At 43.6% G+C, this 13174-nt stretch carries 12 protein-coding genes; 6 read left to right on the top strand and 6 right to left on the bottom strand.

The features are described 5' to 3' along the window. The first annotated feature begins 17 nt into the window (after positions 1 to 17). On the top strand, positions 18 to 1010 hold the full coding sequence (gene dusB / locus FPZ42_RS05355) for a tRNA dihydrouridine synthase DusB (protein WP_146269427.1): 993 nt from the start codon (positions 18 to 20) through the stop codon (positions 1008 to 1010). Between the two features lie 42 nt (positions 1011 to 1052). Next, complete coding sequence (gene apaG, locus FPZ42_RS05360) at positions 1053 to 1439, top strand: Co2+/Mg2+ efflux protein ApaG (RefSeq protein ID WP_146269428.1); 387 nt, start codon at positions 1053 to 1055, stop codon at positions 1437 to 1439. A gap of 676 nt (positions 1440 to 2115) precedes the next feature. Here apaG and rplS read toward each other — a convergent pair. Then, entirely contained in the window at positions 2116 to 2463 is a 348-nt protein-coding gene (rplS, locus tag FPZ42_RS05365) for a 50S ribosomal protein L19 (protein ID WP_146269429.1), read from the bottom strand. Between the two features lie 191 nt (positions 2464 to 2654). Then, positions 2655 to 3329: a tRNA (guanosine(37)-N1)-methyltransferase TrmD gene (gene trmD / locus FPZ42_RS05370; protein WP_146269430.1), complete on the bottom strand. Its 675-nt coding sequence runs from the start codon at positions 3327 to 3329 to the stop codon at positions 2655 to 2657. Positions 3330 to 3442: 113 nt separating this feature from the next. On the opposite strand from trmD, the gene FPZ42_RS05375 reads away from it, so the two are divergent. Genes FPZ42_RS05375 through FPZ42_RS05385 form a run of 3 tightly spaced genes read left to right on the top strand, consistent with a single transcriptional unit; the run spans position 3443 to position 6174 of the window. Then, positions 3443 to 4726, top strand: coding sequence for a hypothetical protein (locus FPZ42_RS05375; protein ID WP_146269431.1), 1284 nt, complete (start codon positions 3443 to 3445; stop codon positions 4724 to 4726). Next, positions 4707 to 5441, top strand: a complete 735-nt coding sequence (locus FPZ42_RS05380; protein WP_146269432.1) for an AHH domain-containing protein — start codon at positions 4707 to 4709, stop codon at positions 5439 to 5441. The genes FPZ42_RS05375 and FPZ42_RS05380 overlap by 20 nt, the downstream gene beginning before the upstream one ends. Before the next feature lie 4 nt (positions 5442 to 5445). Then, positions 5446 to 6174 carry a hypothetical protein gene (locus FPZ42_RS05385; RefSeq protein WP_146269433.1) on the top strand — a complete coding sequence of 243 codons (729 nt, stop codon included), beginning with the start codon at positions 5446 to 5448 and terminating at the stop codon, positions 6172 to 6174. A gap of 214 nt (positions 6175 to 6388) precedes the next feature. Here FPZ42_RS05385 and rimM read toward each other — a convergent pair whose 3' ends face one another. Both rimM and FPZ42_RS05395 read right to left on the bottom strand, forming a co-directional pair. Further along, positions 6389 to 6916, bottom strand: a complete 528-nt coding sequence (gene rimM, locus FPZ42_RS05390; protein ID WP_146269434.1) for a ribosome maturation factor RimM — start codon at positions 6914 to 6916, stop codon at positions 6389 to 6391. A gap of 136 nt (positions 6917 to 7052) precedes the next feature. Further along, entirely contained in the window at positions 7053 to 7592 is a 540-nt protein-coding gene (locus FPZ42_RS05395; RefSeq protein WP_146269435.1) for a 30S ribosomal protein S16, read from the bottom strand. A 689-nt stretch (positions 7593 to 8281) separates the two neighbouring features. On the opposite strand from FPZ42_RS05395, the gene FPZ42_RS05400 reads away from it, so the two are divergent. Then, on the top strand, positions 8282 to 10171 hold the full coding sequence (locus FPZ42_RS05400; protein ID WP_146269436.1) for an SPFH domain-containing protein: 1890 nt from the start codon (positions 8282 to 8284) through the stop codon (positions 10169 to 10171). A 185-nt stretch (positions 10172 to 10356) separates the two neighbouring features. Here the strand turns inward: FPZ42_RS05400 and pfkA are convergent, their stop codons facing one another. After that, entirely contained in the window at positions 10357 to 11334 is a 978-nt protein-coding gene (pfkA, locus tag FPZ42_RS05405; RefSeq protein WP_146269437.1) for a 6-phosphofructokinase, read from the bottom strand. A gap of 102 nt (positions 11335 to 11436) precedes the next feature. Then, positions 11437 to 13173, bottom strand: a complete 1737-nt coding sequence (locus tag FPZ42_RS05410) for a protein-disulfide reductase DsbD family protein (protein ID WP_261382227.1) — start codon at positions 13171 to 13173, stop codon at positions 11437 to 11439. Position 13174 lies beyond the last annotated feature (1 nt).

A 13174-nucleotide genomic window follows, 5' to 3' on the forward strand; every position in this document is an offset into this window, starting at 1 on the left:
GCATGGTAAATATAATCATGTCTGTACAAATAGGGAACATAGATTTAGGTGAATTTCCGTTGCTGCTGGCACCAATGGAAGATGTGAGCGATCCGCCTTTCCGTTACGTGTGTAAGCAAAACGGGGCCGATATGATGTATACGGAGTTTATATCATCAGAGGGTTTGATACGCGATGCTGCCAAAAGCCGCCAAAAGCTGGATATTTTTGAATACGAACGCCCTATTGGCATTCAGATCTTCGGGAGTGATATCGAGCACATGCGCGAGGCTACCGAAATAGCCTCACAAGCCGGGCCCGATCTGATGGACATCAACTACGGCTGCCCGGTTAAACAGGTTGCCTGCCGTGGTGCCGGCGCCAGCCTTTTGCAGGATATTGATAAAATGGTGGCCATGACAAAAGCGGTTGTTGAAGCAACTCACTTGCCGGTTACTGTAAAAACACGCTTAGGTTGGGACGATAATACCAAAAATGTTTATGAAGTAGCAGAACGCCTGCAGGATGTTGGTATTAAAGCACTTACCATACATGGCCGCACGCGTGCGCAGATGTACAAAGGCGTTGCAGACTGGTCGCTCATCCGGGATATCAAGAAAAATCCGAGGATCAAAATTCCCATATTTGGCAATGGCGACATCGACTCGCCTGAGAAAGCTGCCGATTGGCGATTAGAATACGGTGTTGATGGCATGATGATAGGCCGCGCCGCTATTGGTTATCCCTGGATCTTCCGCGAGGTGAAACATTTTTTTGCTACCGCTGAGCACCTGGATAAACCAACGGTTGCCGAGCGTATCGATGTGTGCAAAACACACCTGATAAAATCAATGGAGTGGAAAGGGCCTAAAACAGGTATTTTTGAGATGCGCCGCCATTACAGCAACTATTTTAAAGGATTGCCTGATTTTAAAGAGTATAGAATGAAACTTGTTGTTGCATCATCCGTTGAAGAGATAATGGACGTTTTGGAACAGGTTGACAAAAAATACAGTTTGGAGATGGCTTAATATTTGTTCCAAACAAATATATTTGACTTAAAGGTATTTAACATGGCTACAACTATTACTGATGGTGTGCGGGTTTCGGTTGAAACAGTTTACCAACCCGAGTATTCAAACCCGGCAAACGATCATTTTATGTTTGCTTACAGGGTAAGTATTGAGAATATGGGCCAGTATGCTGTACGCCTGATGAGCCGTCATTGGTATATATTTGATTCTAACGGAGCAAAACGAGAAGTTGAGGGTGAAGGAGTTGTTGGTATGCAGCCCGTTATTGAGCCCGGCAACAGCCACGAATATGTGAGCGGCTGCAACCTTAAAACCGACATGGGGAGCATGAAAGGCGAATACCTGATGGAGCGACTGTTAGATAATTCTACATTTAACGTACAGATCCCGGAGTTTTACCTGATAGCGCCTTACCGCTTAAACTAAAATTCTTTTTAAGATATTTAAGCCCCGATAGCAAAACTATCGGGGCTTTTTGTTTGCTGGGACATCTAAAACAATGTCATTTCGAGCGAGCAGAAGAACTGGCCTTGCACGGTGGCGCGACGAGAAATCTTCTGCACCGTAAAGTACCTGGCGTAGAAGATTTCTCCTCGCTATCGCTCGTTCGAAATGACATGGGTGGTTTTAAATGTATAAATTAACGCGGTTAGATTCTTCGCTACGCTCAGAATGACAAATTTCATTTCTTCTTCTTCTCCTGTCAGCAAAAAGATTCGGGCGAAAGCAGGCAGAACAATGGTGGGCTGTGCGGTTATAAGGGCATTGCGGAATCTATTACAGAGGCGGGGCCCGGCGCGCAATGGCATAAGAGATTTCCAGCCCGTGGTTCTGACGGCTTGCAGGGCAATGGCTTCGTGCGCAAAGAAGCCTATTTGCTGACTTGATTTTTGGTTACTTTGTATAAAGACAAAGTAACAGCCTCCGCGGCAATTGAGCGGACTAACATTAATTCTAAGTAGGAAGGTGTGTATCTCAATAAGATTGCTTCGTTCCTGTCAATGGAGCATTTTGCTGGAGAGACGTACACAACAAAAAAACCCGCGTTAAAAACGCAGGTTTTAAATATGCTTTGGTACAATCGCTATAAAAGCGACGGCAATTACACTCTTTTTGACTTGATACGAGCAGCTTTACCGGTAAGGGCACGTAAGTAGTACAATTTAGCACGACGTACTTTACCAACACTGTTCACTTCAATTTTATCAATGTTTGGTGAGTTGTAAGGGAAGATACGCTCAACACCAATACCATTTGATACTTTGCGCACGGTAAAGGTTTCGCTGTTACCAACGCTGTTACGTTGTAAAACAACACCTTGGTAAACCTGGATACGCTCTTTGTTACCTTCTCTAATTTTATAATGTACGCTAACAGTGTCACCGGCTTTAAAAGCGGGGAAGGTATTTTTAACTACTGATTGCTCTTCTACAAATTTTACTAAATCCATGATTTTTAGCTCTTAAAACCGACTTTTAGCCCGTAAAAATCGGAGTGCAATAATACGGAATTTATTTTAATTAGAAAACACTTCTTAAAAAATTTCCACAAAATATTTGTTGTTAACAATTTGACAGCTACCCATATGAGTAGAATGCTCTTACGAATGGCTTCTACACCACCTTCAGGTGGCAGTGGGGCTTATTCCAACAGGTCTGGCCGGCGCTGTTTGGTGCGCTCCAAAGCTTGTTCAAAACGCCATTTTTCAATCTCAGCAGCGTTTCCGCTTAACAGAACGTCGGGTACTTTATGTCCGTTCCAATCTGCAGGTCGGGTATAAATGGGGGCGTCAAGCATATCATCCTGGAAGGAATCTGATAGCGCCGATGTCTCGTCAGACAATACACCCGGTATCAATCGCACCACTGCATCTACCAGAATGGCTGCGGGTAGTTCCCCGCCCGATAGGACGTAATCGCCGATAGAGATCTCGCGGGTAACATACATGTCGCGGATCCGCTGATCTATACCTTTATAGTGCCCACAAAGCACAATGATATTTTTTTTGATAGATAGTTGGTTGGCAATACCCTGATTAAGCGTTTCGCCATCGGGGCTCATGAATATTACCTCATCATACTCGCGTTCGCTTTTCAGCTTCTCAATGCACGATGCAAAGGGTTGTATGGCCATCACCATACCGCTGCCGCCACCATAAGGATAATCGTCAACGTTTTTGTGCTTGTTGTTAGCGTAATCGCGCAGATTATGCACCACTATTTCACTAATGCCCTTTTTTTGGGCCCGTTGTAAAATAGAATGAGCAAAAGGGCTCTCCAGCAAACCCGGCAGTACCGAAATAATATCAAAACGCATGGGGCAAATTTAGTGATTAGTGATTGGAGAATAGAGATTAGTTTTTCCAAAGTTTAAGCAGCTTTTGATATTTTATTGTATACTTACAACTGCTCAACCAAACCTTATCATAAATGAAAATTTTTTCAGTGATCTTCCCAGGATTATGTTCATTACCCAGTAACGAACAATCAGTATTTAATTCAACCAAACAAGCAAAGCGCACTCGCTCAACTAACAAAATTCTATTCCTGTTAATTGGATTAGCATTAGTAGTAAGTTCTTGCAAAAAAATTGAACAGTTTCCTTCTACGAAATCCGTTAAAGGCCTGTCTCCGGCTATAAAAAGCCCTATAGAGACAATTCCTTACAAAGATTTCCTTCAAGCTGTAGATATTAACAAAACGGGAGAATTAAGGAAAGCGTTATCCATTACACCGAATAATAACGTAAAGTCTGTAAATACAGAAAATGAAACTTTTGCATTTGATCTCGACGTAAGCAATGTAAAAAAACTTGTTATTGGCGACACCATTAGTTACGTATTAAGCTTAAAACCCAGAACGCCCGGCGCTGTTCATTTTGAAAATATAACCATCCAAACCTCTAATGGAAAAGTAGCCGCGTTTTTAACCACGTACCTGCCAACTAAAAAATGGATAGACGACTGGCGAACGGTTAAACACCTTGCATTTGATGGCGAAGTATTTGTTAACAGGATAGAATTAAGTGATAACCCTGTCAAAGTAGAAGACGTTAAAATCCAGTCAATCACATCAACCGCCAAAAAAGAAAATGTTATTACTATAAGGAATGTGAAAATCCGCCTGGCTCCGGGCGAATGTGAAACATACGATGTTTATGAGTGGATACCCGTACAGTGTTCTACAGGAGACTGGCCCGGCTTCTGCGAATGGGAAACCAAGCCCTTTTTAATGGGTGAGAATGACAGCCCTCCGGGGTACCGGGTATCCAGAACAACTGTTGTAAACTGCGCTATGCCGGGCAACCCGGGGCCAATAGGCAGTGGGGGCGGTGGAGGTGGCACAACTCCTAACCCGCCAACGGGCTATGACCCTTGTGACCCTGGCGCTCCCCCACAAATCTCGGGCACAAATCCCGGCTTACAAGTAATGGGGTTACCTTCCAATTGTAACCCAACAACACCTAAACCACCTGCTTATCCTTTTAAGGTACAATCACTTATTGATTTTTACAACTTACAAGGCTCCGCCCTATCTTGGGTAGTTAGCAATCAGCAAACCGCTATTGCCATTTACGAAGAATTACAAGCTGATGAATTTTCTCTCGAAGGAAAAGCAGCCGCATTAATGACTATAAACGCAGCAGCAGCAGGCGTTCTATCTACAAGCAATTATAATTTATGCCTACACAGTTGTGAGCCCGGCATTGCCTAACAGTCAGTTTCTGGCTGCCCAGGTATTTGCAACTTACATGTCTATACAGTGTGCGATTATTAAAACGGAGCATCCTGAATATCCTAACTGGAAGGTTTATTGGGAGGCGTCAAAAGAGATGGTTCACCTGTTGTTGGACGGTGTGGGCCTGGTGCCTGTAGTAGGCGAAATAGCTGATCTTACAAATGGAGTGCTTTATACTATTGAGGGCGACGGCGTTAACGCCACGCTTAGTTATGCGTCGGCAATACCGGTAGCGGGCTGGTTTGCTGCGGGGGCAAAATTCGCTAAAAAAACTATTGTACTTGCCAATGGGTCAAAAACCACGCTTAAGTGGGCCGTTAAAGTTGGCCACTATATAAGCTTTGGCAATCGCAGTCAGTTGAGGAAAGTACTGAATTTGGCAGCAGGCGATCCTCGGGTTGCACATCATATTATTCCTTGGGCAAAACAAACCGAACAAGTGATACAGAAAGCGGCTAAATCAAAAAAAGCATTTCATATGAACAGCGCCCTAAATGGTATACCTTTGAATACTTTGGTGCACAATGGTAGTCATGCTGCTTATGATAAGAGAGTTATGGATGCACTTATAGACATAGACGAAAATCTGTCAACAGAAGCAACAGCGGATGCATTAGAGGCGGTTATTGTAAGAATAAAATCGGCCATTATTGCCAACCCAACAACGCATATTAACAATTTAATCTTTTAAGTTAATGATATTTTATAACCTTAGAGAAAGCCTCAGCAGGAAAGTTGCCGGTAAACCCGTACAAGTAGAATTTGCTGAGTATCCATGCGATGTTTGGGAAGATCCAAAATTTATTGATCACGCGAATGTGAGCTTTAAAAAAGTCCACTTTGAGCCGATAACTGCCAAGGCCATTTTAGTAAAAAAGGCTAAACTTACAGATTACATCCAACCTGGTATAATCGGATACCGAAAGAAGCCATTAGTAAGCGGTAAGTTAAAATCTATTCTGGAGATTACAGGTAATCAAGGGCTGCAGTTCCATCGCTCTCCGGTGATTTATCAAGGCAACGAAATAGAAGACTATTGGGTATTAAATCCTTTTTTGCTTGATATGGATACCATAGATTTTTCAAAAGCCAGGGTTTATGTCATGGAAAGAACCGTTACTAAAGTTGAACAGTTGCCAATAGTTAATTTTAAAGATTACGAAAGGGAAAAAAAAGCAGTAGATGACAGGGGCTACCCCTATTCCATTTACATTGAAAATGTGCATATCCTTGATGGAACAACCAGCGACTTTTTGATATTAGAGAAAGTTCAAGGTGGGGTTATGTACCTGGCATCTGAAAGGCTAAAGCAACATTTGGAGGCGGAGGGAATTACCGGGATAGAGTTTCAGCCCTGTAACTTAAGCTTAAACGAGTGGTTGGCGCAAGGTGGACCAAGGGAAAAGTTATATGGTAAGATATAACAACTTATTGCTGTTATCTATAACACATATGAATGATCTTTAAGCAGTGAGTTTAAGAAAGTTGATTTTGAACCGATAACAGCCAATGCTATTTTAGTAAAAAAGACTTAATTTACAAATTGTATACAACCTGCAATAGTCGGATATCGAAAGAATCCATTAGTAAGCGGTAAGTTAAAATCTATTCTGGAGATTATACTTGGCAAAAATTTTTTTAGCCTTCCAAATAAATATCCAGCAAACCATCGGGCAGGTCAACATATACCTCTTCGCCCTCAACATCGATCCCTTTAATGATCTCAACGTTCAGCGGGAAAAGCACTTCCTTATTGTTGAAATATACTGACGCTATTAACTGCTGCGGATATTCAACAATGTCGTCTATCTCCCCCAGTTCGCCATGTGTTTCGTCTACTACCAAAAAGCCCTTCAGGTCTTTAAGCGTAAACTCTTCCTTTTTCTTTTTAGGCTTTAGCTTGTTGGGGAGGTAAATATCTTTTTTGGCAAGCAGGGCAGCTTTCTCAACAGTATCTACATCCTCTAAATTAAGATAGGCCTGGTTATTCTGCAGGTACTTTACCGAGCTTATGAAATAAGGCACCAGTTTACCTGCTATCTCAATAAATACCGAATTGAATTTGATCTTTTCAATATCCTCAAAATCAACATACATTACCATTTCTCCCTTTAGGCCCTTGGTTTTTAGTATGCTGCCTATCCTGAAATGTTCTTCGGTTTTCATGCTTAAAAATATATTAAAATAATAATGGCGAAGAACGTTAGTCCTTCGCCATTTTAAGATCCAAGAATCAAGACTATAAGGATCAAGAAAAAATTTCCTGCCTCTTGCTTCCTGATATCCTGCCTCTGTTGTAAAATTATTCAGCGCTTTCTGCAGACTCTTCAGTTGCAGCACCTTCTTCGGTAGCAGGAGCTTCTTCAGCTGCTTCCTCTGCAGGTGGCGTGTTTTTAGCAGCGATAGCTGCAGCTTTATCTTCTTTCTTTTTAGCTTCAGCAATTAAGGCAGCTTTACGTGCTTCGTCTTTAGCTGATGCTAAGTTTGATTTTTTACCGGTTATTTTACCATCTTTTTGATCTAACCATGCAGTAAATTTCTCATCTGCCTGCTCTTGGGTTAAAGCACCTTTGGTAACACCACCTTGTAAGTGTTTTTTGTATAATACCCCTTTGTAAGAAAGTATTGCACGGCAGGTATCAGTTGGCTGTGCGCCGTTGTTAACCCACTCAAAAGTTTTATCAAAATTGATGTCAATTGTAGCCGGGTTAGTGTTTGGGTTGTAAGAGCCAATACGCTCAATAAACCTACCATCCCTTGGTGCACGGGCATCTGCTACTACGATGTAGTAAAAAGGTTTTCCTTTTTTACCGTGTCTTTGCAATCTGATCTTAGTTGCCATTCTTTGTTTTTTATGTATTCAACATTACCCCCGGAGTTCTTTCTGCGGGGACGCAAAGGTATAAATTAATATTTATATATAAAAGGCTTATAATTAAATCGTTTGTGGTTGGGTTTTAGTGTTGCGTTATAGCAAACGATTGGGGTTTACGTGAATGTAAAATATTATATCATCGCGAAGACACGATGTATATATGGGTTGATGCGAACTCATAGGTAATTCTTCGTTAGGAATGGTAGTGATACTGATGATTGGCAGTGGATGTTCCTTTCTTTTCTCTCAAAAGAAAGGAACCAAAGAAAAGTCGCGGCTACGGTAACGCGCTACAAAGTAAGTGCTCCTGCAGTGCCTGTGCTATCCGCTTGTTACACTATGCCGCATTTTTCCATAAGGTTTAGTTAGTGCTTATAGTTCCAAACAAGCTTTCGCACGACGTTTTACAAGCATAAACAATACTGACAAAATCCTGTCAGCGTTCACGGTGTTCACAAGCGTTCATGGCGTGAACGTGAACGCTAAATGCAAATTTAGAAAGACTGATCTCACGTAAAAAATTTTTAAGCTTTTGTGTAACAACCGTGATACACCGGCATCTTAATAACGCTATGCAGCCAAGGTCTCATAAAGCTGCAAGTTATTGTGAGGGCCCGCACCTTAAGGGTTCCGTTAAATAAATTCACTTAAACAAAATGTCTGAAAATTTATTGATCCAGTTCTGGTGGGTATTTCCGCTGGTGGCTGCTGTTCTGCTGTACAAATTCGTACTGCGGGTTTTCTTTGGTATGATCATCGTTCCGGATGACCGTATTGGTTTAGTTGTTAAAAAATTTACACTTTATGGCGATACGCGCCTGCCAGATGGGCGCATTATAGCCACAAAGGGCGAAGCAGGTATGCAGGCAGCGCCGCTTGCACCAGGCCTTTACTGGCGCATGTGGCCATGGCAGTATACCATTACCATGGAACAATTCACTATTATCCCGCAGGATAAGCTGGGCCTGGTAAAAGCAAAAGACGGTGCCCCTATGGATACCGGCCGCGTGCTGGGTAAACCGGTAGATTGCGACAAATTCCAGGATGGCCGCGCCTTTTTAGAGAACAAAGGGCAAAAAGGCCCGCAAGCGGCATTCCTTACGCCGGGTAACTACCGTATAAACACATTCCTGTTTGAGATTGTGATGGTACCAATCACCCGTATCCATGAAAACAAGGTGGGCATCGTTACCACACTTGATGGTGAGCCTTTGGATAAAGGTGAGATAGCAGGCGGTTCGGTAGATGGCCACCGTAACTACCAGGACCCAATGGCTTTTATTAAAGCCGGTGGTAAAAAGGGTTTGCAGGAAGATGTGATCCTGGCAGGTACCTATTACCTTAACCCCTGGTTTGCCATTGTGGAGCAGGTAGATATGATACATATCCACATCGGTTATGTAGGTGTAGTTAACTCGTTTGTTGGCCCGGAAGGGCTTGATACCAGCGGGGTAGGCTTTACCCACGGTAACATTGTAGCTAAAAACGAAAAAGGTGTTTGGGACGAACCGCTTGACCCGGGCAAGCACCCGATAAATATTTACACCCATGCGGTTGAGATAGTACCTACAACCAACATCGTTTTAAACTGGGCAAACAGCCGTACCGAATCGCATGAGTTGGATAAGAACCTGTGTACTATTAGTGTGCGCTCTTCAGATGGTTTTACTTTTAACCTCGATGTTTCGCAGATCATTCACATACCACGTAACGAAGCACCAAAGGTTATTGCCCGTTTTGGTAACATGAAAAACCTGGTATCGCAGGTATTAGAACCAACTATTGCCAACTACTTCCGTAACTCGGCACAAAAAAGTGGCGTTATCGAGTTCCTGACCAACCGTTCGCAAAGGCAGGAAGATGCGCGACAACAAATAAGCAAGGTGCTGGCCGCCTATAACGTGGAGGGCGTAGATACGCTGATAGGTGACATTGTGCCTCCGGAAGCACTGATGAAAACCCTTACCGACCGTAAGATAGCCGAACAGGAACGTGTTACCTACGAGATCCAAAAAAGCGCACAAATTGAGCGGAAAGAGTTTGAGAGTGCCAAAGCCGGCGCCGATATGCAACCCGAGGTTGTAAAATCAACCCGCCAGGTAGAGATCAACACCCAATTGGCTGCTTCAAAGGTTGCCGCTGCAAGAGGTGATGCGGAATCGCGCATCATCAACGCTAAAGCGGATGCAGAGAATAAAACCATTACTGCCAAAGCGGATGCCGAAGCCAAAACCATTAACGCCAAAGCAGACGCTGCAGCCACAGAGGTTAACGGTAACGCCGACGCCGGTAAAATAAAAGCCATTGGTTTGGCCGAGGCCGAAGTTACCAAACAGAAAACCGAAGCCATGGGTACCGAGCAATATGCCATAGTGCGTGTGGCCGAGGCCTTAGCTACCAACGGCATTAAGCTGGTACCAGAGATATTGGTAAGCGGTAAAGACGGCGGAAGCGGAGGCATGATAGATGCCCTTATCGGCAACGAAATGCTGAAGAAATTGCAAAGAGAGGGAGAAGTGAAGAGTGATGCTGTGAATCGTGAGTAGTTTAATTCCCTCCCAAGGGAGGGGTGCGCAGGGATAAGCGCGAAGGCAGGGAGGGGTTATTTGCACAACGCAGAAACCCCTCCCTACACCCTCCCGAGGGAGGGAATCGCACAAGGCTCCTCGCAATGACACATTTTGATGCATAAAGGAGAAGGCCGCTCAATTGAGTGGCCTTCTCCTTTTATTTATATCGAGAGTATTTCTACTATCTTCAACAAGTTGGGGTTTATCTCTTCTACATGCTTGCAGGCATGCTCAAAAGGTGTGTAGCTGATCTCATTATGAATAATGCCGATCATTTCGTTGCGGTGACCGTCGCGTAGTGCTTCAACGGCGGCAACACCCATCCGACTTGCCAACACCCTGTCCATACATGAAGGGCGACCGCCGCGCTGGATGTGCCCAAGGATGGATACGCGTGTATCGTAATGCGGGAAACGCTCTTTAACCTGTCGGCCTATCTCAAAGGCACCACCGGCATCATCGCCTTCGGCAACTATTACAATTTTTGATAACTTATCTTTTCGGCCGGTCTCTAAACGTTCGCACAAAGCGCCGATGTTAGTTTCCGTTTCCGGGATCACAATGGCTTCAGCTCCTGATGCAATACCGGTGCGCAGGGCAATTAACCCAGAATCACGTCCCATCACTTCGATAATGAACACTCGGTCGTGCGATTCTGCGGTATCACGGATCTTATCTACTGCATCAATAACGGTGTTTATGGCAGTATCGTAGCCAATAGTAAAATCGGTACCTGCCAAATCGTTGTCAATTGTGCCTGGCAAACCAATTACCGGGATATCGTACTCTGCACCAAAAATGCGTGCGCCGGTAAAAGTACCATCGCCACCTATAGCCACTAAAGCATCAATTCCGTGGCGTTTTATCTGGTCGTAAGCAAGTTTGCGTCCCGCAGGGGTTCTGAACTGTTCGCTACGTGCGGTTTTTAATATTGTACCACCACGCTGAATTATGTTGGCTACAGATTTACGGTCCATAGAGAACAGCTCACCATTGATCATACCCTCGTATCCACGGCGGATACCTGTAACATCAATACCGTAATAATATGCTGAACGAACAACCGCGCGGATAGCGGCATTCATGCCAGGCGCGTCACCACCGGATGTAAAAAGTCCTATATTTTTTATTTGCGTCATTTGTAAGAAGGCGCTTTAAAAGTCTGTACAAAAAGAGATACTCTACTAAACACATGTAATAAGGTGTTTTTTGTAAAGTCAGCGCGAAGTTACATTATTTTTTTAGTTAAGGCTCACTTTTTTGTAAGCCGCAATGCCACTGTCAAGATATTTTATAAACTCCGGGATGTTTTGATTTGCCCCTTGCGGCGGCACCAAGGTTTCTCCTTTTTCGTTGATAATCACATAGTAAGGCTGCGCGTTCGAATGATATTTAGCGACTTCAAAATCAAGCCATTTGTTGCCAATTGTGGTAGCTTTTTTACCGGGAGATAAAAGCAGGTCGGTTTGCTCACTTGCCGGCAGTTCGGTTTTATCGTCGATAACCAACTGCAGCATTACAAACTCATTTTGCAAACGTTTAAACACTTCCGGATTAGGGAAAACGTTTTGCTCCATTAAGCGGCAGTTAACACAGTTCCATCCGGTAAAATCTATCAGAATCGGTTTTTTTAATTGTTTTGAAACTTCAACCGCCTGGTCGTAATCGTACCAGTCATCAATCCCTTTAACCTTTGGCAGCCGTTTAAAAATCTCTTCGTATTTTTTCTCTTTGATAGTTGTTGTGGCGGTTGCCGATGCAGCATTTGTTGAGGAACCAGACCCAAGCGTCAGGTCAAAATCCTGTGTACTTAATGGTGGTAGTAATGCGCTGATAGATTTGAGCGGAGCTCCCCATAAACCAGGGATCATATATACCGTAAATGCGAAAGCTGCCATCGCAAAGAAAGTACGTGTAACGGTTAAATGCTGCACATCGCTGTCGTGCGAAAATTTGATCTTTCCTATCAGGTACAAACTCATCAAGATGCCAATAGCAATCCAGATAGATAAAACCACCTCTCGGTCTATCAGGTTCCAATGATAAGCCAGGTCTACATTCGATAAGAACTTCAGCGCGAATGCTATCTCTATAAAACCAAGAATAACCTTAACACTATTTAACCAGCCTCCGGATTTTGGTAAACTTTTTAATGCTGAAGGGAAAGTAGCAAATATGGTAAAAGGCAAAGCAATAGCCAGCGAGAAGCCAAACATCACCACTGCGGGTGCAAGTCTGTCGCCTTTTGTGAAAGCGCTTGAGAGCACACCGCCAATGGCAGGGCCGGTACACGAGAATGATACAACCACCAATGTAGCAGCCATGAAAAATATGCCCGCAAAACCCCCTTTATCTGAGTTGGCATCAAGTTTATTAGCCAATGAACTTGGCAGCGTAATTTCGAATGCACCAAGGAACGATGCACCGAATACGATCAGCATCAAAAAGAAAAAGAAGTTAAATATGCCATTTGTAGCTAAGCCATTCAAAGCCGTTGGCCCAAATATAATGGTGATCAGCAAACCGAAAACCACGTATATGAAGATGATACAAAGCCCATATAAACAAGACTGCCAAATGGCCTTAGCCCGCGTGCCCCCCTTTTTGGTAAAGAAACTCACCGTTAGCGGCAACATTGGATAAACGCATGGCAGCAGGAATGCCGCAAAACCACCCAGGAAGCCTATGATAAACAATTGCCAAAGGCTTTTGGGAGAATCGGTACCATTATTGGTCACACCATCTTTAGTTGCCTTTTTTAAAGAATCTGCTTTTAGTTTTGCTATGGAGTCGGCCTTTTTAATACCCTCGGCCATTTCCTGGCTTTTAGATGGCGCTTCGGTAAACTGTACATCACCGGTTGATACGGTGTCTGCTGCTTTTTGCATTGCATGTGCCGGCTTTAGTGCAATAGCAAAAAACAGGGCTAAAAATAAAACGGTATATCTGAAAAGGCCTCGGCCTGTAGCTGATGTCATC

This window comes from Mucilaginibacter achroorhodeus, assembly GCF_007846095.1.
Lineage (GTDB): Bacteria > Bacteroidota > Bacteroidia > Sphingobacteriales > Sphingobacteriaceae > Mucilaginibacter > Mucilaginibacter achroorhodeus.